This is a genomic window from Pseudomonas shahriarae, from assembly GCF_014268455.2.
Classification (GTDB): domain Bacteria; phylum Pseudomonadota; class Gammaproteobacteria; order Pseudomonadales; family Pseudomonadaceae; genus Aquipseudomonas; species Aquipseudomonas shahriarae.
In genome coordinates this window covers 5,024,115-5,050,703 of sequence record NZ_CP077085.1, presented here as the reverse complement: position 1 = coordinate 5,050,703, position 26,589 = coordinate 5,024,115, and the positions used below count along the sequence as shown (strand labels likewise).

Sequence of the window (26,589 nt, the reverse complement as noted above, 5' to 3'; positions counted from 1 at the left end):
TCTCGGCTAAGGTGCGCGGCTTCCTCTTTATTTACTTGGCAAAGGCCCGGCATGACCGCATCGAATAACAACCCCCTGCACGGCGTTACCCTGGAACAGGTGCTCACTGCACTGGTGGCGCATTACGAATGGGAAGGCCTGGCCGAGCGCATTGATATTCGCTGCTTCAAGAACGACCCGAGCATCAAGTCCAGCCTCACCTTTTTGCGCAAGACCCCGTGGGCGCGGGAGAAAGTCGAAGGCCTGTACGTCAAGCTGATGCGCACCAAACGCCCGCTGGACTGATCCCATGAAGCGCTTTATCGCGTCAGCGGCGCTGGCCGGCTGGGCGGGCCTGGCGATCCAGCAGTACCTGGTCCTCTACTCACGCTGGATGGCCGATGCCAGCCTGTTGGGTGGGTTGGTGAGTTTCTTCAGCTTCTTCACGGTGCTGACCAATACCCTGGCGGCGGTGGTGCTCAGTTATGCACTGGTGAATCGCCCTTCAGCCGGGCGCCGCTTTTTCCTGCAGCCTGCGGTCAGCAGCGGGATAGCGGTGAGTATCGTCGTGGTGGGGCTGGCGTATAGCCTGCTGCTGCGGCATTTGTGGAGCCCCGAGGGCTGGCAGTTTATCGCCGACGAATTGCTCCACGATGTGATGCCGCTGCTGTTCCTGGGGTATTGGTGGCGGTGTGTGCCCAAGGGGACGTTGCGCCTCAGGCACATCGGCTATTGGGCGATCTACCCGCTGCTGTACTTCGTTTACGTGCTGCTGCGCGGGCATATGCTGGGGCAATATCAGTACCCGTTTATTGATGTCGACACCTTGGGATATCCACAGGTGTTTATGAATGCGGGGGGGATATTGCTGGGGTTTGTGGCGGTGGCGTTGGCGCTAGTGGGGCTGGACAAGATCCCCAAGGTAACGAAGGACTAATGTGGGAGCGGGCTTGCCCGCGATTGCAGTGGATCAGTAGCAAATGTGCCGACTGATACAGCGCAATCGCGGGCAAGCCCGCACACATTTTGACCGAGTGAGCCCTATTCTTCGTCGCTGCCCTGGGCTCGCCAGTAGCCCACGGCCTTGACGAACTCGTCGTTGAGCTGGTGCTTATCCAGCAGCACCCGCCGAACCTGGCGTGACAGCTTGGTCTCGGTAGCCACCCAGGCATACAGCGCCCCGGCCGGTGGCTGCAGGTGCTCCACCGTGGCCAGCAGATCATCGACCCCGCGCATCACCCAGATCACTTCCACATCCGCCGCGCTATCGAGCGCCTGCTTTTCGTGCTCATCGGCAATTTCAATCACCGCCAGCACCTTGCGCCCCGCCGGCAGTTCTTCCAGGCGCCGGGCAATGGCCGGGATTGCGGTTTCGTCGCCGATCAGCAGGTAGCTGTCGAAGATATCCGGCACGATCATCGAGCCCCGTGGCCCGCCGATGTACAGGTGTTGGCCGACGGCAGCCTGCTCGGCCCAGGTCGACGCCGGGCCGTCGCCGTGCAGCACAAAGTCGATATCCAACTCCCCGAGGGCCAGGTCGAAACGCCGTGGTGTGTAGTCGCGCATCGCCGGTTGTGGGCCCTCGCCCTTGATGGTGAAGGTCGGGCTTTGCAGCGCGGCCAGTTCGGCGGCGTTCTGCGGGAACAGCAGCTTGATATGGTCATCGCTGCCCAGGCTGATAAACCCGGCCAGTTGCTCGCCACCCAGGGTGATGCGGCGCATGCGCGGGGTGATATCGACCACCCGCAATACCTGCAGGCGGCGGCGTTTGATCTCGTGGGTGACGCGGTGGATGACGGGCTTGTTCATTCACTTTTCCCCTGTACAGGTTGGACGGCCGGGCCATCCACAATGGCTTGGGCGGTGCTGTTGAGCAGCCCCGCAACACGCGTGATTTCTTCCGGGCTCCAGCGCCCGTGGTGCAGTTGCAAGGCATGGCGCAGGTTGTGCACCGCCTCGTGGATCTCGGGTGGCCGGTCGTGGCCGCGCAGCGAACGCTTGCTGACGTCGATGCGCATGCGCACACCGTCCAGGGCAATTTTCTGTTCACTCAAGAAGAGACGTCCGGCGTCGGTGATTGTGTAGCGTTTTTTCCCGCCTTCGGCGTCGCCACTGATCAACTCGCTTTCTTCGAGGAAGGTCAGGGTGGGGTAGATCACCCCGGGGCTGGGGCTATAGGCGCCGTCGAACAGTCCTTCGATCTGGCGGATCAGGTCGTAGCCATGGCACGGCTGTTCGGCGATCAGCGCCGGCAGGAGGATTTTCAGATCGCCCGGGGCAAAGACCCGGGGCCCCCGGCCACCGCGCTCGCGGCCTGGGCGTTTCTCGAAGCCGTCGCGGCCGTCACCGGGTTCACGGTGGGAATGATGGTCTCTCATTGTCATGCTCTCTGTGGGTGTCTAAGACATAACGTAAGATATATCTTATGACTCGAGCAATGCCTTCTGACGAACGGTAGGGCGCCAACCCCGGGTGCTATCACCGGCACCACAGGCCGATTTATAAATGGTCGGTTTAAATGGCATTGTGGAGTTTTTGCTCTAAAGTAAGTTCTGCTTAGCTATAGCTATTCGTGTACTCCATTTCTTACGGAACGATGTCTTATATAGGTAAGCCGAACTAATGTTGCCTGTATTACCGGGATGACAGGTAATACGTGACTTATTGAGTTTTCAGGATTTTTTCTGCCTGCATAGAGGGTTTGATAACTACGCGCTACACGGAAATAGCTGGCTTACCTGAAGTTGGAATCGGCAGATCATTTACTTGCGTCTTAGGACTCAACTTGGAGTTGGGCTTGTGGCGCGTCATGAAGTTTCGATCGAGTCGAATCTTTAACTTACTTAAAGTGACAACAGGTATTTAACGATGCTGAAAAAAACTGCTTTCGTCCTGCCACTGGTCTTGTTGGCTATCGGCTCTTCCAGCGTGTTTGCTGCCGGTGAAGCCACCAGTGTCATCAACATCAAGGCAACCATTCCTACCAAACAGTTCCACGCCCAGCCGGTGGATCCGGATTTCGGTAAGGATGAAACCATGTCCTACAACACCGTCACTGGCCAATTGAGCCAGATCCGTGCCACCTACGCGGTAAAAAATACTGACGGTTCGATCAAGGCCTACATCGAAGGCGGCCCGGCATCCCTGAGCAACGGCACGTCCTCCATCCCCCTGACCACCTCCTTCAACGGCGTGACCCTGACCGGTTCGCCACTGGAAGTCGTGGATGACGCCAGCTCCACCCCGGGCACCCAGGCCGACATGGTGGTTGTGGCCGCCAAGCCAGCCGACACCGACGCAGGCCTGTTCACCACCAACTACACCGTGGTGTTCGATCACGAGCCACGCGTTACGCCGTAAAGGCGACCTGTTGATCAGTAAGCATCGGCTTATTGCTTAGCCCTACCGATCGACAGGCAGTCGCTGTCGGTTGATCGGTATTCAAGTATTCCCTGTGCGTAATCAGAGTATCCGTTCATGTTCCCGATGATTTTCATCGCGGCAGCGCTCGCCTTGTTGTTTTGTACGGGGGCGTTTGCAGCTGACGCGGCAACTGGCACAACCCCAAGAAGTTTGCTGTCCCAGGCCAAGGGTTTACCGGCGGACTTCGAAGAGCATTTTTTTGATGTGCCGTTGGCGGTACGGGTCGAACTGGATGAGGAGTTCGTCTCTGAGGCGATGATTGTCCTCACCCGCGACGACCGCCTGACCCTGCTGAATTTCACTGACCATGAAGGCAGTGTGATCAAGGATGTCGAGCGCGACCGCTGGGGCGACTACCTCAAGCAGGGTGTGCCGTTGGGGGCCTGCGAAAGTGGCTGCCCGGATCAGTTGCTGGCGGTGCACTACAACCTGGAAAAGTCCCTGCTCACATTGCTCACCGAGAATGCCGAGCGTGAAGGGCAAGAATCGAAGTACTACTCCCTGCCCACGGGCGGCAGCACGGGCCTGATCGTGCGTAACCAGCTGAATATCAGTGGCGGCCAGGGCCAGGACCTGGGCGGACGCCTGGGGCTGGACGCCAGCGGCAGCCTGGGCAATTGGAACCAGGTGCTGAACATGCAGTTCTCGCGCTTGGGCGGCCCGGATGACGATGCCCTCAACCACGCCGTGTACTCGTTGTACTCCCAGCGTGAAATGCACGGTGAGTTCCTGCGCCTGGGCTATTTCACGCCTAACGCCGAAGGCCTGACCCGGCAACTGCGTACGTTCGGCGCGAGCCCCGACACCGCCGTGGGCGTGATGTACGGCAGCTCCGACAGCCTGATGATCAGCAATCCCAAGCCGAGCATCTACCCCATTTACGTCACGGCCAATCGCCAGGCCTCGGTCGAGATTTACCGCAACGGGCTGTTGATCAACACCCAGGCCGTTACCACAGGCTTGCAGAGCCTGGACACACGGCCCTTGCCCGGCGGCATCTACGAGGTGGAAGTGCGCCTGGTGGAAGACGGCCAGATCACCAGCACCACCCAGGAGTTGGTGTACAAGCCCAATAACTGGCGCAATCTCGACAACCGCTGGCGCTACAACGTTTTTGCCGGGCAAGAAAGCAAACTGCTCAGCAACTGGGACGAGCAATCCAGTGGCGACCTGACCGCCGGTGCCTCCCTCAACTATCTGGCTCACCCGCGAGTGGTACTGGGGTTGTCCGGGCGCCAGGTCAAGGACAACATGCAGTACGGCACGTCCGTCGACTGGTCCCTGGCCAATAACGCCAGTCTCTACGCCAACATCTACCAGACCGATAACTACGGCACTGGCGTCGACTTCAACAGCCTCTACAACTATGGGCTGGGCAGTGTGGTGTTCAACCACACCCGCAGTTGGCTGGACAACCGTAACACCTACGAAACCCTGCCCGACGGCACCCGCATTCGCCAGCTCGATATCTTTGTCGGCCAGACCAGCCAGTCGTCGCTGTCCGTGAACCATCGCCTGAGTAACCTGCGTTCCATCAACGCCCGGTTGGCTTACAGCGAAGGCAACGTTCAAGGTCTGGGGCTGGACCTGGGCTGGACCGAACGGGCTCACCTGTTTGGCAACGACGCCAACTGGCGACTGTCGCTGTTCGACCGTCCTGCCAGCTCCAGCACCGGCGACAAGCGCAATCGCGGGGTCGACCTGAGCGTCAGCCTGGCCCTTGGCAGCCCGGGCGAACAATGGTCGGCCAGCATCGGTACACGCACCTCCCGTGACGGTGGCCGCGACAACAACGGCTCGCTGAGCTATCGCCGCGACCTGCAGGATCATGTTCTGCAAAGTGTTTCGGCCACCGCCCTGGTTGACACCTACGGCGTCGGGCTGTCCGGCATGGCCAGCTTCCAGACCGATGCGGTCAATGGTGACGGTTTTGTGCAGCGCTCATCGTTCAATAACGACCTGACCGGTGGCCTCAACCTGGACAGCACCTTTGCCGTCGGCGGGCAGCGGATGGTGCTCACCAGCCAGTATGCCGGCAGCGGTTCGGGGATGATTGTCGACGTTGAAAGCGATGTGGACGACATCGTCCTGCGGGCCGATGACTTGAGTGGCGGCAGCACCATCTTGCGACCTGGGCGCAACTTCATCCCAATCGCCGCCTACAAGGGCAGCTCGGTCAGCTTCGACTTCGACGGCAACCACGCACCTGCGGCCAACATCCAGCCGCCGCGCACGGCCTACCACCTGAACAAGGGCGGCGTGGACTATCGCAAGATCAGCGTGATGCGCACCGTCACCGTGCTCGGGCGCCTGGTGGACCCCCAGGGCAAACCGCTCAAGGGCCACCACATTCTCAACCACGCCAGCCGTGGGGTGAGCGAGGTCGATGGGTTTTTCTCCCTGGAAATGAACGCCAGCTCGCCGACCCTCGAAGTGCGGCGTCACAACCAGCTGCTGTGCCAGTTCCGCCTGGATACCGCCAATGCGCACAGTGAAAGCGACGTGCTGATGATTGGGGATTTGCGCTGCACGCCGGACACCCTGGCCGACTCCACCTTTACCCAGCAGACCGCAGGTTGAGTGGCATGACGAGATTACCGACCACCATGAAACGCATCAGAACTTTGATCTGCCAGTTGGGAGGCGTAGGCGCTACGTTGTTGTTCAGTTCGACGGCGGTGGCGCTGACCCAGGACATCACGGCCGTGTTTACGCCGGACCCCGGCAATCCGTTTGTGAACCAGTTTCGTAATACAACGCCTATCAGTTCTATTTGCGAGTCTCACATTCCAAACCAGTGCAAGGCGTTGAATATCTTCAGCCTGCGGGAGTGGAACTTTGAGGCGTTATCCAACGGGCCGATCCTGGCCAACCATGAGAATGACCGCCAGGGCTATTACGTAAAAGTGCCATCCGAGTGGCGAGATGTGCTGGTGACGCATAACAGAACCGGGGAAGTCGAGACCGTAAAGATGCGTATTGCCGGGCTAGGTGGCGTCTGGACTGCGGCCAATCCGCCGGGGGTGGCGGCTTGGGCGCAACCTGGACGTGCATGGCATGCGCAATGGCAAAACGCTCCGAGCCCGTGCCGAAGTACTGGTCACCTTAAGTTTACCAATGCCTCTGCCACGTATTTCTGGTTGGTCCCTGAAGGAGCAGGCGCCTGTGGTCGCAAGCCCTCGCTGGATATTCCCAGGTTGCGCCTGTTCCAACTCGAGTATGCCTATGAGCTTAAAACCCCCAATCCGCTAGGCATGTCCAGCGGTGAATACTCTGGCAGCCTCACCTACACCATGGGGCCTGGGGGAGATTATGACTTCGGCGATGTGCTGATTCCGTCGGACAACCAACTGACCTTCAATTTCGCCCTGGAAGTGCAACACCAGCTCCAGGTGGACGTCCCCCCGGGCGGTAACCGTGTCGAACTGGTGCCCCAGGGCGGCTGGCAAGGCTGGGTTAACCAGGGGCGCAAGCCGGCACGGTTGTTCCGTGACCAGACGTTCAATATTTCCGCCTCGTCGCGCTTCAAGATGCAGATGGCCTGCGATCAGGTCGTAGGGGACACCTGCGCCTTGAAAAACACCACGGACGGTCATGAAGTGCCGCTGGACGTCAGCGTCAGCCTGCCCCATGGCCTGAACCGTGAAGACGGCAGCGCGGTGAATCGCCAGCCGCTGCTGCTCAGCGGCGCCGGCACCGAGCAGTTCAATCCGGGCTTCTACGTCAACAGGCGGCCCGGCACGTTGCACTTCGAGGTCAAGAAAGATTACGCCGAGCAGATGCTCAGTCGAGGCGGTAGCACCTACACGGGCCAGGTCTCAGTGGTCTGGGATTCACAAATATGAGCTGCCGTCAGATAGAGGCCGTCAGTGGTAGCGGCATGAATGTAGCGAAGTGGCTAGGGCGTGGCTCGCAGGTGGCGGCCAGCGTGTTACTGGCGTCGCTGGCAATGCCTGCAATCGCAGTGGAGATGAGCATTCATGCTGAGTTTCGGCCGGACCCTGCACAGCCGCACTTGAATAAGTTCGAGAACAAAACGCCCAGTGTTGGTTACTGTGTGTCATTCCCTGCCCAATGTAACTCCTTGAACATATTCAGCCTCAGGGCTGCTATTTCGGCTGAGACCGTGACGCAGATCTCTGCGTTTCATACGGATCAACGGCAAGGCGCAATGTTTAAGGTCCCAACGGAGTGGCAGGATCTGACCGTGGTGCATCGGCAGACTCAGGAGACCGAGACGTTAAAGGTACGGATCATGGGGGTCGGTTCGACATATTCCATTCCCAACCTGATTAGCCTGGTCGGAGGGGGTGTGACCCCTTTGCAGGCTCATCAGAGAATGTGGACCGGCTCCAGTTGGGTGTACCCGCCGCGCACCTGCCTGGGCACCGGAGTGAGCCTTTATGGGACGATAACCTATGGGTTTTTCTGGCGAACACCCGTCGGCTCTCTATGTGCCAGACAGGCCAGGTTCGACATTCCCACCATGCGCTTAAACAGCCTGGAGTTTGCCTATGAACTCATCACGCCCAACCCGTTGGGCATGTCTTCAGGGGAGTACATCGGTAGTCATCAATACACCGTAGGGCCCGGCAAGGACTTCGATTTGGGCGACGTGATGATGCCCAGCAGCCCTACGCTGACCCTGAATTTCAGCCTGGCGGTGCAACATGACCTCAAAGTCGAAGTTCCCCCCAACGGCAACCGTATCGAGCTGGTGCCCCAAGGCGGTTGGCAAGCCTGGCTGAATCAGGGCCGCAAACCTGCGCGTCTGTTTCGCGACCAGACCTTCAGCATTTCTGCCTCGTCGCGCTTCAAGATGCAGATGAGCTGTGAGCGGTCTATCGGCGACACCTGTGCCTTGAAGAACACCACCGACGGCCACGAGGTGCCGCTGGACGTCAGCGTGAGCCTGCCCCATGGCCTGAACCGGGCCGACGGCAGCGCCGTGATTCGCCAGCCGCTGCTGCTCAGCGGCGCCGGTACCGAGCAGTTCAATCCGGGCTTCTACGTCAACAGGCGGCCCGGCACGTTGCACTTCGAGGTCAAGAAAGACCACGCCGACCAGATGCTTGAGCGCGGTGGCAGCACTTACTCGGGCCAGGTCACGGTGGTCTGGGACTCGGAACTTTAAATGAGACTGATGAAGATGAAACATCTGTTGGCGCTGTGTGCGCTGTGCTGGTTGCCGATCTCCGCACCGGCCGCTCCCAACATCAATGTCGGGGTGTTCTATGACTACCTGGACGGCGATAAAAGTACCTACCTCAAACGGGTTTTCAACGGCGGTGACAGCACGGCATTTATCAAAGTCTCGGTGATGGAGATCCTCTACAACGCCGACGGCACCTCCGAGGAAGTGGAGCTCAAGAGTAACCTCGAGAACACCGCCCGCGACGGCTTGATGGCCACCCCGGCACGCCTGATCGTCCCTGCCAATGGCATGCAAGGCACACGTTTGCTGTATCTGGGCGAGCGTGACAAAGAGCGTTATTTCCGCCTGCGTTTTGTGCCGGTGATGCCGGAGCCGGAGGACGATTTTGCCGTCTCCAGCGACGAGCGTGAGGCCTATAAAACCAACCTCTCGGCCGGCGTCACGGTACTGGCGGGGTTCGGCACAGTGTTTTTCGTGCGGCCCAAGGTCACGCGCTTTGCCACCCGTATCGACGATCAGCCCACTGAGTACGGGATGCATAACGATGGCAACAGCGTGGTGGTGGTCGACCAGTTCAAAGACTGCGCCAGCGACGGTGCCCAGGAATGTTTGCCCGTCACCAAGAACCACATCCTGCCGGGCCGTGCCTTCAGCTTCCCCAAGCAGGCAGGGCGTACGTATCGCTTCACTCTGGTCGAGGGCAGCGAGAAAAAACCATATGAGGTCAAAGGCTAATGGTCATTGAAAGAGCACATAGGCACGGGCACCGCCCATGCAGAGGCTGCAAAGTCGTGTTGGCAGCACTGTTGCTGGTGGTTGTCACGTTGCTCAGTACCCAGGCCCACGCGATCCGTGAAGAGCAGGTGTTCGAGGTCTCCGTCACCATTCCCACCGCCGACTTTTATGTGCTGCCGATCAACCCGGTGTTTTTGGAGCGTGAGCAAGAAATGGCGTGGAACCTGGTGACCCGCACGCTCAAGCCGTTGCGCGAACACTTCGACGTGAAAAACAGCGCCGGCGGGATTGTCGCGCGCCTGGGCGATCTGCCGGTGCTGTCCAACGGCCGGCGCCTGATCCTGTTGAACGTGTCCTTCAACGGCCAGGCGCTGGACCTGACGGACACCCTGGTGGTGCCCGCCGATCAAGCGCGGGTCGGCAAGCGAGTGCTGTTGGACATTGCTGCCGTCGAGCCGGAGGACGGCTACGTGCCGGGCGACTATTTTGGCAGCGTTAACCTGATATTCGACGCGTTGCGACCGTAAGAGGTGGTTATGAAATACGTTTATGCAGTACTGGGCGCGTGGCTGTGGTCCTTCAATGCCTATGCCGGGCCGGCCATCAATGTCGGGGATTTTTACGATTACTTGAATGGCGACAAAAACACTTATCTCAAGCGCGTGTTCAATGGCGGCACCAGCACCGCGTTCGTCAAGATCAATGTCACCGAAATGCTCTACAAACCCGATGGCAGCTACGACGAAGTACCGCTCCAAAGCCAAGGCGACGGCATGGTGCGCGATGGCCTGATGGCCAGCCCGGCACGCTTGATCGTGCCCGCCAATGCGATGCAAAGCACGCGCTTCCTGTTTATGGGGGAGCGGGACCGGGAGCGTTACTTCCGGGTGCGCTACTTGCCCGTGGCGCCGGAAAAGGACGATGACTTTGGCGTCAACGACGAGGACCGCGCGGCGTATGAGGCGTCATTGACGGCAGGTGTGCGGGTGATGTCGGGGTACGGCACGGTGTTCTTTGTGCGGCCCGAGCACAGCCGTTTCGATACCCGCACCGAAAACGGTGGCCGCACCTACACCCTGCGCAACGCCGGCAACACCGTCGTGGTGGTGGATGAGTTCAAGGACTGTTCGGTAGCGGATCGTACGGACTGCGCCCCCGTGACCAAGAACCATATCTTCCCGGGGCGGGTATTCAGCTTTGAAAAACAGGCCGGGCGGACCTACCGGTTTTTCCTGGTGGAAGGCAGCTCCGAGAGAGTCGTCGAGATCAACGGCTAGGGCGCGCTGCACAAGGTGTGGCCAGCGGGCTGCAGATAGGGCGTCAGCACCGGCGCCATGCCCTTGAGCACCTGGACCGGCAGCGCCGAGGTAAACGTGAAGTTCTGCGCACCGCTGCCGGGGACAAAGGCGGTCAAGGTACCGAAATGCCGATCGCCGATATAGAACACAAACGTCGCCGTGCGGTTGATTGCCTTGGAACTGAGGACGCGCCCGCCGGCGCCAATGGCTTCGATGCGATTATCCCCGGTGCCGGTCTTGCCGCCCATGGCCAGTGGCGTGCCGTCGGCCAACTTGAAGCTGCCCGACAGCCTTTTTGCGGTGCCTGCGTCTACCACCTGGGACAACGCACTCCGTAGGGCTGTGGCGACTTCGCTGGGCATCACCCGCTTGCCTTTATCGGGGTGGTTCACCAGTCGGGTTTCATAGGGCGTGCCAGGGGCGAAGTGCAGGCTGTCGATCCGCAGCGTCGGTTCACGTACCCCATCGTTAAGGATCGTCCCTACCAGTTCCGCCAAGGCTGCCGGGCGGTCACCGGAGCTGCCGATGGCGGTGGCCAGGGACGGCACCAGGTGGTCGAAGGGATAGCCAACCGCCTGCCAGCGCTGATGAATATCGAGGAACGCCTCAATCTCCAGCATGGTGCGGATACGGGTGTCCCGGGCGCTTTTGTGGCGGCTCTTGAACAGCCAGCCATAGACTTCCTGGCGCTCGTACTGGCTGGCGGCGACGGCCTGGGCGAAGGTGGCGTCGGGGCTGTTCAGCAGGTAGCCAAGCAGCCACAAGTCCAGTGGGTGGACCTTGGCGATGTAACCCTGGTCCGGCAGGTCATAGGCGCCGGGGCCGTAGTCTTGATAGAGCTTTTCCAGGCGCGCATCGGTGAGTTTTTCTGCGGCCTTGGTCCCGGTCAGATGGGAGCGCACAAAGCTGTTGAAGCTCTGCTGGCTGGCCTGGGGCAAGAGGTACCGGTGCACGGCGGCCAGGCGAATGGCGGTGGGGTGAATGCTGTCGAGAAAAGTCGCTAGCCGGGCCTGGGTGTCCTTGTTGCGGTACTTTTTCCAGAACCGCAGCAAAAAGGTCTTGCCCTCGCGGTCGGCAAACTGGGCCAGGTATTCCTGGCGGCGCGGGTCGTTGTCGTCCTTGAGCAACTGGGCGCTGTTGCCCGGTGCCTGGTAGGTGCTGTAGCGCACCAGGTCACGCATCAGCCGGATAAACGGCAGGTTGATGGATTCGCGCAGGGCATCACGCAGGGTCGGGTTGCGGCCATTGTCTTCGTTGCGAAAGTTATTGAAGCGATGCAGGCCGCCGCCGGTAAAAAAACGTTCGCCGGGGCTGGCGGAGTACTGCCGGTCGAGGGCCGCGTCGAGCATGTTCGCCAGGCTCCGGTCGCTGTTTTGCACCAGGTAATCCACGGCCCAGCGGGACAGGCGGTCCTGCTCGTCGAGCACGACTTTTTTCAGCGCGGCGGGCGTCTGCCCGGCATAGCGCTCGTGCAGTTCGCCGATGATTTGCAGGTAGGTGGTGAGCACCCGCAGCTTGGCGGTGGAGCCCAGTTCCAACTTGCTGCTCTCGTTGATATCGAAGGGTTGGTCGGTGTTGTCGGTTTGCACCCGCACCCGGGCGCCGTCGGGTGTCATTTCGTAGAGGTTGAAGCTGTAGCGCACCTGAGCGGTGCCGGCCGCGGTCAGCAGGCGCGGGCCGAGCAGGCCGAGTTGGCCGGCAACGCTCGGGTCTGCCAGGCGCTTGAGGTACTCGGTGGCCTGGGTTTGCAGATCGCTTTGCAGGGTACTGGTGGCGGCCAGGTCGAGGCGGTCCAGGTCGTACAGCGAACGATTGAGCAGGGCGGCCAGGCGGCTGCGGGCGACGCTGATGCCCTTGTTGGTTTCGATTGGCCGGAGGGTGGGTTGCTGCTGCCAGTCCCGATAGTTGACCTGACTGGCCAGGGCCGCCGTGGACAGTGCCGGTTCGATCACGCCGTTCTGGGCCAGCAGGCGGATATGGCTGTCGGTGAGCTGCGCCAGTTCATCGCGGCCCTTGGTCAGGTAATGGGACGGGCGGCGCTGGGCAATCATCAGCGACAGCACTTCACGCAGGGCCAGGCCTTTTTGCGCCAGGGATTGTGGGTCGCTGCCGGCGAGCAGGGCGTTGGTCTGGTTGAAGTCCGCGCCGTACCACACCCGCAGGCCCTCGGCCATGCCATGCACTTCGCCATGCCCCGGCACTGCCGACAACGGCACGCTGTTGAGGTAATCGCGCACGAGGTTTTGCCGTGCCTTCAGCGTCTGCGGACCATTCTGATAAGTGCGCACACTGGCGGAAATCATCTGACGAATTTTTTCGCCGCCGGACAGGGTCAGCCCGTCGGGGGAGTGGCGGTACTTTTCCAATTGCGTGGCGAGGGTACTGCCGCCCGCCGTCTGGCCGGGCAAGTGCAACACTTTGGCGACCTGGGACCAGGCGGCCTTGGCAAAGCGCGGCCAGTCCACGGCGGGGTTGGCCTGGGGCTGGGCGGGGTTGAGCAACTCGCGGTTTTCGATAAACAGCAGGCTGTTGACCACCAGTGGCGGGATATCGGCAAAGGAAGGGTAGAGCTGCTGCGGGTAGCTGAACTGGTACAGCGCGGTGCCACGGCAATCGGTGATCGACAAGCCCGCCTGGACTTTCTCGGCATAGGGCACGAACAGGCCGTGGCGAGTGTGGTTCATCAGCGCGTCGGAGAAGCGCGCCTGGGACTGGATCAGGTAATCGCGCTTGAGCAGCCTGGGTAAGAAGTCACCCAGGGCGCTGTAGCCCAGGCGCTGATCGAACGGGCCGGCACCGGGGTAGACGATGGCATCGCTGGGGCCGGGCTGCACGCTGTAGGTCAGGGTTGCCGCCAGGCGACTGAACTCCCGCGCCTGCCACTTGGACGTGCGCATTTCCCGGGAAGCGGCAAACCCCAGCGCGATCAGGCCCATTACCAGCAACAACCACAACATACGCCAGGCATAGCGTCGTTTGCGGGGCTTTTGGGGCGGTGGCTGTTCATCCGGGCTGTCGGTTGGCACCGCAGCCTTGGCCGAATTGGTTTGCCACGAAGCACCCATAGTCGATTGATCCATTCACGCAGATTGATCGGACTTGTCTGAAGCTTAGACGCTGGTAGGCGTGTAGGAAGGATTTGTGTGGAGTGTGAGATTTTGGCCGAATGCACGTGGCGTGGTGCGGGGGGATCTACCTATCTCTCCTGTGCAGTTGTTTGGGTGGGTGTGCATACCCGTTGTTTACAGCCAGCCCTCTGAATGTCTGCAAACACCGCGAGCGGTGGTCAGGCAAGGGGACAAGCCCCCACGCCAGCACACCGCAGGGAAGGCCCGTCCTAGAGCCATCCCCGCAGGTAAATCCGCCAAAGGTAGGGGCATGACTGTGCACCATCCTTGTGCAATACTCGCCGCCGTTTAATGAAGGCAATTCCTACATTGCCCAGGTGATGCTCCTCCGTAAAAGGCGCTTTTGCCGAGAGTTCTCGCTGAATCTTGCTGTTTATTGAGTGAAAAGCCCTGCTCATGGCTTTTTATACTGCACCCCCGCTGAGCGGGCCCGGTTTCTAGGGCCAGGCAGGTTTGCCCAAAAGGCAGCCTGGCAGGAGGGCGTCGTGGCGATCCGCCGTGATGCCGGACACTCGGTGGTTCATATCCAATAACAAAATGAGGTTGTACCCCTATGCCTGTTGGCAACCATCTGCCCCATGGCGAGACCGCTCAAGGCGGTCCGCTCAAACGCGAACTCGGCGAACGGCATATTCGCTTGATGGCGCTCGGCGCCTGTATCGGTGTCGGTCTGTTCCTCGGTTCGGCCAAGGCCATCGAGATGGCCGGCCCGGCAATCATGCTGTCCTACATCATTGGTGGCCTGGCGATCCTGGTGATCATGCGCGCCCTCGGTGAGATGGCCGTACATAACCCGGTGGCCGGTTCCTTCAGCCGTTATGCCCAGGATTACCTCGGCCCGTTGGCGGGCTTTCTTACCGGCTGGAACTACTGGTTCCTCTGGCTGGTGACCTGCGTTGCGGAAATCACCGCCGTTGCCGTGTATATGGGCGTGTGGTTCCCCGATACGCCGCGCTGGATCTGGGCCCTGGCGGCTCTGATCAGCATGGGCACGATCAACCTGATCGCGGTAAAAGCCTTCGGTGAGTTCGAGTTCTGGTTCGCCCTGATCAAGATCGTCACCATCATTGCCATGGTTATCGGCGGTGTCGGCATCATTGCCTTTGGTTTCGGTAACGACGGCGTGGCGCTGGGGATTTCCAACCTGTGGGCCCACGGCGGCTTTATGCCCAATGGCGTGCAGGGCGTGTTGATGTCCCTGCAGATGGTGATGTTTGCCTACCTCGGCGTGGAAATGATCGGCCTGACCGCCGGTGAAGCGAAGAACCCGCAGAAGACCATCCCCAATGCCATCGGCTCGGTGTTCTGGCGCATTCTGTTGTTCTACGTCGGCGCGTTGTTCGTGATCCTGTCGATCTACCCGTGGAATGAAATCGGCACCCAGGGCAGCCCGTTTGTGATGACCTTCGAGCGTCTTGGCATCAAGACGGCTGCCGGCATCATCAACTTCGTGGTGATCACCGCCGCGCTGTCGTCCTGCAACGGCGGGATTTTCAGCACCGGGCGCATGCTCTACAGCCTGGCGCAGAACGGCCAGGCCCCGGCGACCTTCGGTACCACCTCCAGCAACGGCGTGCCGCGCAAGGCCCTGCTGTTGTCGATCTTCGCCCTGCTGCTGGGGGTGTTGGCCAACTACCTGGTACCGGACAAGGTCTTCGTATGGGTCACCTCCATCGCCACCTTCGGTGCGATCTGGACCTGGGTGATGATCCTGCTGGCCCAGCTCAAGTTCCGTAAGAGCCTGAGCCCGGCCGAACAGAAGGCCCTGAAGTACCGCATGTGGCTGTACCCGGTCAGTTCGTACCTGGCCCTGGCGTTCCTGGTACTGGTGGTGGGCCTGATGGCTTACTTCCCGGATACCCGCGTGGCGCTGTATGTGGGCCCGGTGTTCCTGGTATTCCTGACCGTGCTGTTCTACGTGTTCAAGCTGCAGCCGACCCAGGACGGTCTTGGCGCGCAACGTTCGGCGTAATCCCCTGACCCCTGGCCTGCCTGTTTGCTTCACAGGCAGGCCAGTCGCGCTTCAGACGTGCATCAACGTCCGTTGCGTGCCCTCGGTCAACTGACGCACAAGGCGGTTCTGTTCGGCCGTTTCCTCGTCGAGCAGTTGCTGGTGGCGGGTCCAATACTCATCCGAGTCCTTGGTCGGAAACTCCTGATTCAGCGCGCCGACTTTGTAAGCGATGGTGCCCTTGACGGTGAAAAACGCTTCCGGCTCGCTGCTGGCCAGATACTCGACCCAGAAGTCGGTCATCAAGATTGCTTCCTGCAACGCCGGTGACTGGCCGAGTGCCCGCAGACTCCTGCGCGCTTCATTGACCACCTCGTCGGTGACGTAATCATCCACGGTGTACAGCAACGCCAGTGGATAAAACGGCAGGTTGAATTCACGGGCCAGTTTGTCCCGCAGGTAAACGGTGACCTCGGCGGGGTCGACTTCAAGCCCTGCCTGCTCGCGCTCAAGAATAAACCGGTCGCAAAAGTGATCCAGCTGGTTCAGGTAAAAGCAGCTCTTGGCCAGCTCCAGCAATGCCCTGTCGGCCAGGTAACTCCTTGGCTGCTGCTTGGCCTGATGGATCCGGTGATGCAGCTCCATGTTGGTAAATGCCAACAGGACGCTGTCGCCGCAATTGCCTGAACCATAGGTATTGAGGCAGACCGCGTTGCGCAGTTGCGTCGACTCGCCCATGGCGATCAGCAAGGTCCAGACCCGCTCGGTCAGGCGCGCCCTCGATGCCGTGTGGCGATAGGCGTGGGTTCGCTTCAGGTCACGCAGCACCCGGAACACATCATCGGCCCTGGCGGTTTCATTCGCTTTCAACTGTTCCCACAGCTCTCGGCGGGCGGGCACGTCTTGTGCCGCGACGCCTGTCAGCCAGGTGTCGAGGTCGTTTGCCGCTACGGGAGCATGGGCCGGTGTGCGAAGTTGCCCGCCCAGGCGGATGCCGGTATCCAGGCGGTATGTGTCGATGCGCGCCAGGGTCTCGGCGGACAACGGGTTTTCATGGAGCAGGGTGTTGCGATTGGCAGTTTGCAGCCATGGGTTGGTGAAAACCTCTTCAGGGATGGTGGTGATCCCGTTTGCCTGCAAGTGCAGTTCTGTCAGGCTTGGCAGGGCGCTGGCGCCGATGGGCCACTGAGTGATGCCTGTATTGGCCAGGTGCAAGGTATTCATTTGCAGCATCCGGCTGACATCCGGTACGAGGGTCAGGTCCGGATTATCGTTCAGATCGAGTTTCTGCAGGTTGACCATGCTTGCCAGGCGTTGCACAGACTCTTGGGTCAAGTGCAGGTCGTTGTCGTTCAGGTCAAGGTGGGTAAGTGTGGTCATGTCGGTGATCGCCTGGGGCAGTTCAGTCAGGCGACAATCAATGCGCAATGCCTTGAGCTGGGTGAACTTGCCAAGAAACTCCGACCCTGTCGCAGGGAACGCATTGCCGGAAATCCGCAGGTATTCAATGTGATTGAAGCCGGTGGTGCCCGTCAGGAATGACGCAGGAGGCAAGCCTTCGTCGTCCAGTTGCAACTCCAGCGAGGGCACGTTGAATAGCCCGGCGATGTAAAACGTAGCGTTTTCCTGACGCCATGCGCTGCGCAGTTGGTAGGCAATATGGCGTCGCCTTCCGCGGTTCATGCCCAGGGGATCGTTGAGCTCGTTGTCGGTCGGCAACAGGGTTTCACTCCAGCGCGACAGCTCCACATCCATGGCCTGATACTCCGCCTGGCGGCGTTCCAGCTCGAGCAGTTTTTCTGGGTCGCTCATGTTCAATGACTGCAGCAGTCGCCGTGCATCGTCGTTGTTGAAATGGGGGTACAGCTCTTGGACCTTGGCCACCAGGTCCGGTGGCCGGGGGCCGCGAAAAGGCCAGATTCGTTGCCATAACGGATACACCAGGAACGAACGGTCAACGCCCATCGCCGGTTGCATCCAGGGTTGCAGGTGTGGGATGTCCAGCAGACCCTTGATTTCAATACGGCGGGCGAAGGCCAGTTCGGCAAGCTGGTACTGCAGCTCGGCGATACCGCTTTGGGTGTCAACCTGAAGCAAGCTCTGCTCGGCAGCAGACAAGGTACTGAGAATGACCCGCAGCAATCTGTTCGATGGCTGGCCCAGCGGTTCGCCCTGTTGGTCATAGGCCTGATACCCCCGGTTGGTCCTGGCGATCGTCTTGCGTGATGTCCCCACCAGATGCCCTGCCGTTTCCAGCAAGCGTCCCTGGTTGTCCCATTCGCGAATATCAATGCGCAGGGTTTTCGGCCAGGCGGGCAGGAGTCGCAGCAGGTACAGGGTGATCCGGTCGCTGTCGGCATTGGCGCAGGCATCCACATACAGGCCTTCGTACGCACGGTTCAGGCGCAAGTCGTGGGCACTTGTGCGCGCCTGTTCCGCCAGGCGCAGGCTCAATTGGTTGTGCTTATGCAGTTGTCTGAGCTCCCGTGACGAGGCCTGGCCCAGGATCGCCTTGACCGTGCTGGTGGGCAGTTCCGGGTGTTTGGCCTTGAAACGCCGCTCTTGCTCGGTGCCGCCGGACTCGCTGCGTCGGTACAAAGACTTGAGGAGTTGCGCCCGCTCCCGTTCGGTGTACTCGACGATCCGGGTGACCAGTTGGACCAGACGCTGCTCGGTGGTCTTGGGGACCTGCCCCAGGAGGCCCTCGATAACGTCATCGTGGGGGACGATGGCCTCGAGCAGCCGGGCACTTTTGAACTGCGCATCGGTGACCGTCACCACCTGGTTGTCGGGCCGCTGGTGCTCGGGGTATTGGTGGGTGACGCGATTATCGCGGTCGACAATCTGCAACACGTGGGTGTCGGGCCATCCGGGCAGGCTGGTAATCACCAGCAATTGCAGGTCCGGACGGGCGAAAGGGTTGCTGGGCAGGGCATACATCGCCTCGATGAACCGGTTGATTTCCTGGTCGATGCGCAAGCGCTTGCACGTATCGGCCAGCAGCGGCGGCGATGCCCGATTGCTACGGTGTATCTGGCGCAATACATGGGGCGGGGTGTCGGTCAGGGCGAGAATGGACGTGGCCATATCCTTGGGGAATGCGTAGTGGTCGCTGCCGAGGCGATAGAGCAGGCTGTGGTCATCCCAGCTCATCGGGTTCTCGCTGGACAGGCGCCAGGCACCTTCACCGTTGTGCTCCAGGGTCGGGGTGTCGACGCCGACCTTTTGCGGATGCATGAGCCGCCACTTGAATACCCGTCTGTCATAGATGATCCGATACCAGGAGCCAAACAGGGGCAGGTAATGGTCACCGCTGAGGGGAAGCAGGCCCAGGGCATCGAGCTGCAGTTTGTGTGGCAAGGACAGGGTGTGTTCGTACTGCGCCAGCGAACCGTTGGCCAGCCTGACAAAGCCTGAAGGGCCGCGCTGGTTGCTCATGTAGTCGCCCAGGGTAGCGCGCAGGCCCAGGGCATCGGTTTCGCTGCTCATGCTGAGTAGCTGCCGTTCATGGGGTTGCAGCACTGAGCCAATGGCCAGGTAGAAGCTGTCCACCGCCGGTGACACGGCAATCGTGCCGGCATTGCGCATGTCATAGGCCTCGTAGACGCCTTCGCCGAAGTGGCGCAGTTCCACGGTGAGGTCGTCGGGGCCGCTGGAGACATAAGGGCTGGCGATGGTGTCAGCGATCACTTCGGTGATGACGAATCTGCGTTTGAGACGTTGCTGTATCAAGGCGGAAGCGAACTCCCTGGCCCATTGATCGGCGTCGTTGTTGAACTGACGGGGGTGATACAGCGCGTCGATGGCGGCGTCGATGCGCAGGGCGGTGCGGTGAGTGTCCAACAGCTCATAAAAGGCCGTTGGCAAAAGCCCGCCACGCAGGTAGGCCTGTTGTTGGCTTGGGCTCAGTGGATGCTGTTCCAGCAGCCGTTGGAGCAGTGCCGGTGACAATGGGCTGTTGAGGTCGCGCATTTTTTTCAGCAGCGGGGTGACGGCCACCAGGGGCTCTGCTGCCTTGACCGGCAAGAAACGCCGGACAGTGGGGGGCGGCAGTTGCTCGCTTTTTTCATAACTGGCGTAGTTCACCAGGGCCGCGAACAAGGCCGTGCGTTCGCGCCGTGCCAGGTCTACAACGGCACGGCGCACTGCCATGATCCGCTGGGCGGGCGTGGCATCGGCTTGCTCCGTCAGGCCCAGTTGCGAGGTGTCGGGCTGCAGGCTGATGACCAGGTCCAGCAGGGGGGCGGCGCGGTAGCGCGGCTGGCCGCGATAACGTTCGGCCTGGTAACTGCCGTCTTCGTTGCGCACGATTGTCAGGGTCGTCAACCCAGGCACCCGCTGTTCAGTCTTGCCAAAGGTTTCGATCACTGAGCGTTGTGGGTCGCTGATGCTCAACAGGACTGCGGCGGGCCACTCGGGCAGTTGGGTCAGCAGGCACAGCACCACGCTATCGCCATAGGGGGGCAAATAACCGGCTTCGTGGAAGTGTTCGATAATCTGCTGGATCACCTGATCGGCCTGCAGGCGCCGCACGCCTTCGATCAGGTTCAGGGGGGGCGGTGCGCCGCGCCAGACATTTTCCAGGATGGCGCGGGAGGTGGCGGTGCTGCGCAGCATCCGTTCCAGGTCGACCGGGGAGATGATCGACGAACCATTGTGCAGCATCTGTTGCAGCAACTGCGTATCCGACAGGTCTCGGGTGTGGTGCAAGTCGAAGGTCCAGGCTTGCAGGTGCGGGGCAAACACAATCGCAGGCTTGTAGGCGCTGCGGCTGTTCTTGAGCACGTAGCGCTGATTGTGCTGGTCGTGGATGACCTCGGCCACCAGGGTCTGGCGCTCGTGGTGCAGTTTGACGTACTGCCTGCCTTGTACGGTGAACACGCACAGGGCATCGGTACTTTTACCTTCGAGCAGGTATTGCTGGTCATGGGCGTAGTGGCGGGCGTCGGGTTTCCACAATTCATCCACGCCGTCGGGGCGCGTGACCTTGCGCGGGTTACCCAGCTGTTGCAGGTAGTGGAGCATGCGCTGGCGATGGGCTTTGCCGGCAACGCTGATCAAGCGCCCGCTGACGGCCAGATCGGCGACATCGGTCAGGGTCGAAGCGAAGCCGCTGGCGTCGCCCTTGATGGCTTCATCCAGGCCTGCGCTGACGCTGTAGGTCATGCTGCCGAGCACCGCCAGTTGCATGACCCGATTCATCCCCGTGACCCCACCGGGCAGGGGGGTGAGCAACAGTTGCAGGACTTCGTTGGCGATAGCGGCGGTGGCGTCCTTGAGCGCTTGCCAGTCGGCTTCGGAGCGGGTGTTGGCGAGGGTGTCGATATCGGCCTGGCAGCGCTGGATCTGGCGATAAGTCAGGGCTTGCAGCAGGGTTTCGGTGGGGCCGGTGGCAGGGTCGGTGGCGAAATGAATGTCGTTGAGCGTCTGTTCCGGGAAGGCTTTGTGAAAGCCGTCATACAGAAGCCCGGCCAGCCAGTTCATGCCCTCGGGGCGTGGTTCCTGGGTCAGCAACGGCCGGAACAACGACAGGCCTACCAGCGGTAATTGGCGGGAAAACCAGCCGAGGTCGCCTTGCTGGTGACTGTCGAGCAACTGCTGGCGAAAATCAGCCTCGGCCGAGCGCGCGTCGCGGTGGTAGCGGAACGCGCCGCCGGGGCGAAAGGGGAAATAGGACAGCACCGCGAGGCTGGCCACTCTGATCAGCAGCAACGGAACGGGAATCGCACTCTGCCAGGGCACAAAGGGCACGGCAATCACGGGGGTGACGCCGGAGGTCAGGCTCAGGCTCTCGACGACCAGGGGCGGCCCGTTGCCCTCGATCAACGCCGTGAGGCTGTCGTATACCGCCTGGGTCATGCCGTTGTGGGCACGGTTGCGCCAGGCGTCCAGCGCATCGAACCGCAAGAGTGCCAGCGCCGCCTCGCTCATCAACCGGCGCAGCGTGCCGCTCTCGCCGAGTGTGGCCTTGATTTTTACTTGCAACTGGTGGCCCAGGTCCAGCTCGCGGGCGATGGCGATGAACGCCCGGGCGCTGAGGCTGCGATCGCCATCGGGGCCTACCACGCGGCTGGCGTCCACCAGGCTGTAGCCGGAGTCCTGGCGAATGGCGGAGGTAAAGCCGAAATTCACGCAAGCGGCTTCCCACAAGGTCATGCTCTTGACGTGTTCGATTTCGCGCAGATTGCTATCGGAGCGGCGGGGCACGCGGATGTGGCTGCCCGGCTGACGATCCCAGGGCAAGGCTTGCTCGACCTTTTCCAGGTAGGTGGTCTCGAAGCGGTATAACTGCGGGTCGCGTCCGCCGATCCGGTTGCGCAACTGCATCAGGCCGTCTGTCTTGAAGGCCCGGACCACTCGCTCTTTCTCGGTTTCAACCGCCGCCAGGGCTGCGAGAGCGTCGCGTTGCAGCTGCAGAAAGCGTTGTTTTTCCTGGGTGTCCAGGCCATCGAGAGCCTGGAGAACGTTGCGCTGGATCAGCTCCAGCGCCTGTTGTTGGGCCCAGGCGGTACTCGATTGCAGATTGCCAGACAGGCCGTTGAGTAATTGATGAGTCGGCATGTGCTCTACCTTTCACGATAAGTGGAAGGTAAATGGAATCAGCCCGCACCCAGGCTCGGGGGCTAACTATTTAAGGGGCGCTCATCACTGCGCCGGGCCTGGTCCAGTTGCTTGTTGAACTCCAGCCATGCCGCCAGCCCAGCCATCAACGCCAGGCCCAGCAGTGCACTGAATATCTGCATCGGCCAGGCGTCGTCGACCTGGGCGTTGAGCATATCCGCCAGCGGCGCCAGTAAGACCCCCAGGCAGAACACTTCCAGGGAATAGCGCCCCATGCGGCAGCTTTGTTGCGCCAGCCAGTTTTGTGTCCAGGCGCGGCCGGGCAGCAGCTTGGCGGTGACATAGGCCAGGGCGAGGAAGTGCAGCAGGCGCACCGGCGACAGATCGGTCTTGCTGATCGGGTACAGCAGGTTGCTCAAGGCGGCGGGCATCAGCTCATCGTGGATCTCGGGCCAGCGCCAGGACACGGTAATCACGCCGGCCAGCAGTGTGTAGGTGGCGGCGGCAAGAAACAGCGGTTGTCGCTGCAACGGCCGGGTCTCAGGTGCATGGGGCTGCCCGGCGCGGATTGCCGCCGCGCCGCCGAGCACGAACAATAACTGCCAGGTCACCGGGTTGAAGTACCACACGCCATCGGCAATCGCCGCCAGGTTCCAGCCCAACTTGGGCGCCAGCAGGTACACCACCAGCGACACCGCCACCACCGCCAGGGGCGCGCGCACCAGTACCGGCAGCACCAGCGGCAAACCGAGCAGCAACACGATGTACAGCGGCAGCGGGTCCATCAGGTTGGGCTTGAAGCGCAGCAGCAATTCATCGGTCAGGGCTTGCTGCGGGTTGGTGATGAAGTGCGTGAGGCCCATTTCCTGGACCAGGTCGCGGGTCTCCACCTTGCTGTTGGCGAAGAAGACGATGCCCATCAGCATCGCCAGCAAGAAAATATGCACCACATACAACACCCAGGTACGGCGCAGGATTTTCAGGCTGGCCATCCAAAAACCTTCGCGCTGCAACACTTTGCTGTAGGCCAGTATCGAGGCGTAGCCGGCGAGGAACACGAAGACTTCGGCGGCATCGCTGAAGCCGACGTTACGCAGGGTGATCTGACCAAGGGGGTTGTGAGGCACGTGATCCCAAAAAATGAAAATCAACGCCAGGCCTCGAAAAAAGTCGATGCGCGGGTCGCGTCCGTTAAGCATGGCTCGGGCTCTTGAACAGTGGGTTAAATACTGACCCGCGGGTCTCGGCAATGATCCTGCCGCGCGTCGGGCGGGCGCAGGTTGGCGGTATTTGTAAGCAATTGCAAAGGATGGGTATTACTGAATGTCTCAGTTTCGGGATGGGATTATACCGTCGGTCGTATAACCGTCCCCACCTGTTATTTCTGACAGTAGACGAGGTTTTGTCGGCATGGCTTGCTTGCCCATCGACGGCGATGGGCAACGAGGCGCGATGGTGGCATGGGCAGACTATGGATGGGGTTCTCCACATACACGGTGATCGGCATCGCCAATACGGTGATCCACTGGCAGCTGTTTTTCGTGCTCCGGGCCGCCTTTGATCTGAGCCAGGCCTTCAGCAATTTCCTGGCCTTTTGCGTGGCGGCGACCTTTTCGTTTTTTGTGAATGCCACTTTCACCTTTGGTATGGCAGCTTCGCTGGGCCGCTACCTGCTGTTCATCTTCTGCCTGGGCAGTTTGAGCCTGGCGGTGGGGTGGCTGGCGGATCGCTGGCGCTTGCCCGGGCTGGTCACCGTGGTGGTGTTTTCCCTGGTCAGCCTGGTGTGCGGTTTCCTGCTATCGAAGTACTGGGTGTTCCGCAGGTCCGCCCCATGAGGCTCTCGCTGATCGTGCCGTTGTTCAATGAGGAGCAGGCGACACACCTGTTTTACCGGGCCGTACGCCAGGAGCCGTCGTTGCAGGATCACGAAGTCGAGATCGTGTTTATCAATGACGGCAGCACCGACCGCACGGGTGATATCGCCAGGGATATCGCGTTGGCCGATAGCGATGTGGTGTTGATCAACTTTTCCCGCAATTTTGGCAAGGAACCGGCACTGTTTGCCGGCCTGGCGTACGCCAGCGGTGAGGCGGTGGTGCCCATGGACGTCGACTTGCAAGACCCGGTTGAAGTGGTCGCGCGCCTGATCGAGAAATGGAAGGAGGGCGCCGATGTAGTCCTGGCCAAGCGTCGTGATCGCTCCAGCGATGGCTACCTCAAACGCCACAGTGCCTCGATGTTCTATCACCTGCTCAATCGCATCGCCTACACCCATATCGAAGAAAACGTCGGCGACTTCCGCCTGATGGACCGCAAGGTGGTGGACGTGATCAAGACGTTGCCGGAGCAGCAATTGTTCATGAAGGGCGTACTGTCCTGGGCCGGGTTCACCGTGGCTATCGTCGAATATGACCGGGTTTGCCGGGTGGTCGGCCACAGCAAGTTCAATGCCTGGAAACTGTGGAACCTGGCGCTGGAGGGCATCACTTCGTTCAGCACCTTGCCCTTGCGGTTATGGAGTTACATCGGTGCCGGTATTTCGTTATTGGCGCTGGGGTATGCGGGGTATCTGATCATCGACAAATTGCTGTTTGGCAATGATGTGCCGGGGTATCCGTCGCTGATGACGGCGATTCTGTTTTTAGGCGGTGTGCAACTGATCGGGATTGGCATATTGGGGGAATATGTGGGGCGGATCTATATGGAAGCCAAGCATAGGCCGCGGTATGTAGTCGCCAATGTAGTGAAGAACCAGGAGACGCCAGATGAGTCAATTTGATGGGGTGGCTATGGGCGGTGTTGATAACTCGAAGCGAACAAAAATTGATATTTCCCTGGCTCTTATAGTGTTCTATTTTTTTGTGTTGTTGGTTTCAGTGGGGGTGCGGTTTGCCGAGTTGACTGAAACAGGTATATGGCTTGATGAGGCTTTCAGCCTGCTGCTGAGTATGAAGCCGCCTTCTGAAATTCTGTTTCATACGGCCCGTGATGTTCATCCGCCACTGTACTATCTGATGTTACATGAGTGGATCAAGGTGTTCGGTAATGGCGCTTTTGCCGCCCGCAGTCTGAGTGTGTTTTTTGGGGTTGTTTCGGTGGCGCTGGGGATCTGGTTGTCGCACCTGTTGCTCCCTCGACGTGCGGCAATGCTGGCAAGCATATTATTGGCGATCTTTCCGGCGGCCGTTCGCTACAGCCAGGAAGTCCGTATGTACTCGTTCCTGGGGGCTTTGATGCTGGGCGCGACGATTGCATTTATCTACTGGCTTGACCGTCCGCAGAGTAAAGTTCCGCTCGCCCTGTACATCCTGCTGATGGTGGCAGGGCTTTATACGCACTATTTTGCGGCTTTATGCCTATTGTCCCATTGGGCCTATATTTCGCTTCTGGCAACGTCTCGACAGATAAAATATAAGTATCTGTGGAGTCGTAGTTGGTGGCTGGCCAATGGTTTGATTGTGATTTGTTTTTTACCCTGGTTGCCCAGTCTGCTGAATCAATTGACGTATTCGAGGTTGGACTGGATCGCCCAGCCGGGTATTAAGGAATTGGTCGAGCTGACTTGGTTTTTTCTGAACTTCAGTGAAGGTCAGCAGGTGCCTGTCTGGTGGGGTTATGGCCTGGCCTTGGTGGTGTGGATCGCGTCCGTATCTATTTGTCTGTGGGATGCAAGTGATCGAAAAAATAATGCACTCCTTGTTGTGTATGTATGGTGCCCGATAGCGGCGATCATGCTGGTGTCATTGTTTTGGCCGTTGCTGTATCCACGTTATTTTTTATTTGCCGGGCTGGCGTTGCCTCTCGTCATTGCAATGGCACTGGAGGGCGTGTCGACACGAAGTAAGTCGGCGTTCGTCATCGGTTTGTCAGCGGTTATTCTGCTTGAGTTGAATGGTTTGTGGCATGTGTATAACAAGACGTGTATGTGGTGTTATGAAAACAACCAGCTGGGCGCGCTGGCCGATTATGTTGACCACACTTCGCAGCCGGGAGACGGGGTGTTGGTGCTGGAGCCCTTCATGCACTTGTCCATGATCTATTACCTCAAGAACGAACGCCCTGCGATGCAGTACACACCAATAAACGCAGATGGCACATCGGGGCGTCCCAATGGGTATCAAATTTCCACACTGATTCAAGACAAGGCGGATCAGATCTATGTCGATGACCTGGAATTGCTCACAACGGCCTCAGGCCGACTTTGGCTGATTGATGCCCAGGACCGTGGCACCCTCACGCGAAAGCTTCCTGCCCATTGGCAGTTGCTTGGCACCTATAGGGTAGGTAAGGAAAAAGCCCAGCTTATGGCTATTTGCCCGTTGGCGAGTGGCTGCCAGAAACCGCCTCTTCAATGACGGA

18 protein-coding genes are annotated in these 26,589 nt (G+C 60.1%); 13 read left to right on the top strand and 5 right to left on the bottom strand.

Features of this window, described 5'->3' with window-relative positions:
- Window positions 1–51: 51 nt before the first annotated feature.
- Entirely contained in the window at window positions 52–285 is a 234-nt protein-coding gene (locus tag HU773_RS22535) for a VF530 family protein (protein WP_057438302.1), read from the top strand.
- A gap of 4 nt (window positions 286–289) precedes the next feature.
- Window positions 290–916 carry a Pr6Pr family membrane protein gene (locus HU773_RS22530; RefSeq protein ID WP_057958562.1) on the top strand — a complete coding sequence of 209 codons (627 nt, stop codon included), beginning with the start codon at window positions 290–292 and terminating at the stop codon, window positions 914–916.
- A 104-nt stretch (window positions 917–1,020) separates the two neighbouring features.
- Here the strand turns inward: HU773_RS22530 and HU773_RS22525 are convergent, their stop codons facing one another.
- Both HU773_RS22525 and HU773_RS22520 read right to left on the bottom strand, forming a co-directional pair.
- Window positions 1,021–1,788: a siderophore-interacting protein gene (locus HU773_RS22525; RefSeq protein WP_057958563.1), complete on the bottom strand. Its 768-nt coding sequence runs from the start codon at window positions 1,786–1,788 to the stop codon at window positions 1,021–1,023.
- Window positions 1,785–2,357: a PadR family transcriptional regulator gene (locus tag HU773_RS22520; protein ID WP_057958564.1), complete on the bottom strand. Its 573-nt coding sequence runs from the start codon at window positions 2,355–2,357 to the stop codon at window positions 1,785–1,787. Before HU773_RS22520 ends, HU773_RS22525 begins: the two co-directional genes overlap by 4 nt.
- Before the next feature lie 490 nt (window positions 2,358–2,847).
- Here HU773_RS22520 and HU773_RS22515 point away from each other — a divergent pair, with 490 nt between their 5' ends.
- The 7 genes from HU773_RS22515 (at window position 2,848) to HU773_RS22485 (ending at window position 10,569) form a co-directional block, all read left to right on the top strand.
- Entirely contained in the window at window positions 2,848–3,339 is a 492-nt protein-coding gene (locus tag HU773_RS22515) for a CS1 type fimbrial major subunit (RefSeq protein ID WP_057958565.1), read from the top strand.
- Between the two features lie 117 nt (window positions 3,340–3,456).
- Complete coding sequence (locus tag HU773_RS22510; protein WP_120734100.1) at window positions 3,457–5,982, top strand: CS1-pili formation C-terminal domain-containing protein; 2,526 nt, start codon at window positions 3,457–3,459, stop codon at window positions 5,980–5,982.
- A 5-nt stretch (window positions 5,983–5,987) separates the two neighbouring features.
- Complete coding sequence (locus tag HU773_RS22505) at window positions 5,988–7,247, top strand: hypothetical protein (protein WP_225923819.1); 1,260 nt, start codon at window positions 5,988–5,990, stop codon at window positions 7,245–7,247.
- Window positions 7,248–7,888: 641 nt separating this feature from the next.
- A complete protein-coding gene (locus HU773_RS27525) occupies window positions 7,889–8,536 on the top strand; it encodes a hypothetical protein (RefSeq protein ID WP_225923818.1) in 648 nt (215 codons plus the stop codon).
- Window positions 8,537–8,551: 15 nt separating this feature from the next.
- The gene (locus HU773_RS22495) at window positions 8,552–9,292 is read left to right on the top strand and encodes a molecular chaperone (RefSeq protein WP_120734468.1); all 741 of its coding nucleotides are present in this window, start codon (window positions 8,552–8,554) and stop codon (window positions 9,290–9,292) included.
- 56 nt (window positions 9,293–9,348) lie between these two features.
- The gene (locus HU773_RS22490) at window positions 9,349–9,819 is read left to right on the top strand and encodes a CS1 type fimbrial major subunit (protein ID WP_057438311.1); all 471 of its coding nucleotides are present in this window, start codon (window positions 9,349–9,351) and stop codon (window positions 9,817–9,819) included.
- Between the two features lie 9 nt (window positions 9,820–9,828).
- Window positions 9,829–10,569, top strand: coding sequence for a hypothetical protein (locus HU773_RS22485; protein WP_057958568.1), 741 nt, complete (start codon window positions 9,829–9,831; stop codon window positions 10,567–10,569).
- Here HU773_RS22485 and HU773_RS22480 read toward each other — a convergent pair.
- Window positions 10,566–13,655, bottom strand: coding sequence for a transglycosylase domain-containing protein (locus HU773_RS22480; RefSeq protein WP_186625564.1), 3,090 nt, complete (start codon window positions 13,653–13,655; stop codon window positions 10,566–10,568). The two genes, HU773_RS22485 and HU773_RS22480, sit on opposite strands and share 4 nt — an antisense overlap.
- Window positions 13,656–14,271: 616 nt before the next feature.
- On the opposite strand from HU773_RS22480, the gene HU773_RS22475 reads away from it, so the two are divergent.
- Window positions 14,272–15,690 (top strand): amino acid permease, encoded by a 1,419-nt coding sequence (locus HU773_RS22475; protein WP_057958570.1) that lies wholly within the window; start codon window positions 14,272–14,274, stop codon window positions 15,688–15,690.
- A gap of 51 nt (window positions 15,691–15,741) precedes the next feature.
- Here HU773_RS22475 and HU773_RS22470 read toward each other — a convergent pair whose 3' ends face one another.
- On the bottom strand, window positions 15,742–22,230 hold the full coding sequence (locus HU773_RS22470; protein WP_186625562.1) for an NEL-type E3 ubiquitin ligase domain-containing protein: 6,489 nt from the start codon (window positions 22,228–22,230) through the stop codon (window positions 15,742–15,744).
- 62 nt (window positions 22,231–22,292) lie between these two features.
- Window positions 22,293–23,429, bottom strand: coding sequence for an OpgC domain-containing protein (locus HU773_RS22465; protein ID WP_120734098.1), 1,137 nt, complete (start codon window positions 23,427–23,429; stop codon window positions 22,293–22,295).
- Between the two features lie 261 nt (window positions 23,430–23,690).
- Between HU773_RS22465 and HU773_RS22460 the strand changes: the two genes are divergently transcribed.
- From HU773_RS22460 to HU773_RS22450, 3 genes are read left to right on the top strand one after another with little or no spacing between them, the layout of a single operon-like run.
- Window positions 23,691–24,065, top strand: a complete 375-nt coding sequence (locus tag HU773_RS22460; protein ID WP_115128917.1) for a GtrA family protein — start codon at window positions 23,691–23,693, stop codon at window positions 24,063–24,065.
- Window positions 24,062–25,009: a glycosyltransferase family 2 protein gene (locus HU773_RS22455; protein WP_186625560.1), complete on the top strand. Its 948-nt coding sequence runs from the start codon at window positions 24,062–24,064 to the stop codon at window positions 25,007–25,009. Before HU773_RS22460 ends, HU773_RS22455 begins: the two co-directional genes overlap by 4 nt.
- The gene (locus HU773_RS22450; RefSeq protein WP_186625558.1) at window positions 24,996–26,585 is read left to right on the top strand and encodes a glycosyltransferase family 39 protein; all 1,590 of its coding nucleotides are present in this window, start codon (window positions 24,996–24,998) and stop codon (window positions 26,583–26,585) included. The genes HU773_RS22455 and HU773_RS22450 overlap by 14 nt, the downstream gene beginning before the upstream one ends.
- Window positions 26,586–26,589 lie beyond the last annotated feature (4 nt).

Bases quoted from the DNA above. Each gene is read 5' to 3' on its own strand.
- HU773_RS22455 (WP_186625560.1), top strand. From the start codon at position 24,062: ATGAGGCTCTCGCTGATCGTGCCGTTGTTCAATGAGGAGCAGGCGACA.
- HU773_RS22530 (WP_057958562.1), top strand. From the start codon at position 290: ATGAAGCGCTTTATCGCGTCAGCGGCGCTGGCCGGCTGGGCGGGCCTG.
- HU773_RS27525 (WP_225923818.1), top strand. From the start codon at position 7,889: ATGCGCTTAAACAGCCTGGAGTTTGCCTATGAACTCATCACGCCCAAC.
- HU773_RS22480 (WP_186625564.1), bottom strand. From the start codon at position 13,655: ATGGGTGCTTCGTGGCAAACCAATTCGGCCAAGGCTGCGGTGCCAACC.
- HU773_RS22520 (WP_057958564.1), bottom strand. From the start codon at position 2,357: ATGAGAGACCATCATTCCCACCGTGAACCCGGTGACGGCCGCGACGGC.
- HU773_RS22510 (WP_120734100.1), top strand. From the start codon at position 3,457: ATGTTCCCGATGATTTTCATCGCGGCAGCGCTCGCCTTGTTGTTTTGT.
- HU773_RS22485 (WP_057958568.1), top strand. From the start codon at position 9,829: ATGAAATACGTTTATGCAGTACTGGGCGCGTGGCTGTGGTCCTTCAAT.
- HU773_RS22465 (WP_120734098.1), bottom strand. From the start codon at position 23,429: ATGCTTAACGGACGCGACCCGCGCATCGACTTTTTTCGAGGCCTGGCG.
- HU773_RS22525 (WP_057958563.1), bottom strand. From the start codon at position 1,788: ATGAACAAGCCCGTCATCCACCGCGTCACCCACGAGATCAAACGCCGC.
- HU773_RS22535 (WP_057438302.1), top strand. From the start codon at position 52: ATGACCGCATCGAATAACAACCCCCTGCACGGCGTTACCCTGGAACAG.
- HU773_RS22460 (WP_115128917.1), top strand. From the start codon at position 23,691: ATGGGCAGACTATGGATGGGGTTCTCCACATACACGGTGATCGGCATC.
- HU773_RS22495 (WP_120734468.1), top strand. From the start codon at position 8,552: ATGAAACATCTGTTGGCGCTGTGTGCGCTGTGCTGGTTGCCGATCTCC.
- HU773_RS22475 (WP_057958570.1), top strand. From the start codon at position 14,272: ATGCCTGTTGGCAACCATCTGCCCCATGGCGAGACCGCTCAAGGCGGT.
- HU773_RS22470 (WP_186625562.1), bottom strand. From the start codon at position 22,230: ATGCCGACTCATCAATTACTCAACGGCCTGTCTGGCAATCTGCAATCG.
- HU773_RS22515 (WP_057958565.1), top strand. From the start codon at position 2,848: ATGCTGAAAAAAACTGCTTTCGTCCTGCCACTGGTCTTGTTGGCTATC.
- HU773_RS22450 (WP_186625558.1), top strand. From the start codon at position 24,996: ATGAGTCAATTTGATGGGGTGGCTATGGGCGGTGTTGATAACTCGAAG.
- HU773_RS22505 (WP_225923819.1), top strand. From the start codon at position 5,988: ATGACGAGATTACCGACCACCATGAAACGCATCAGAACTTTGATCTGC.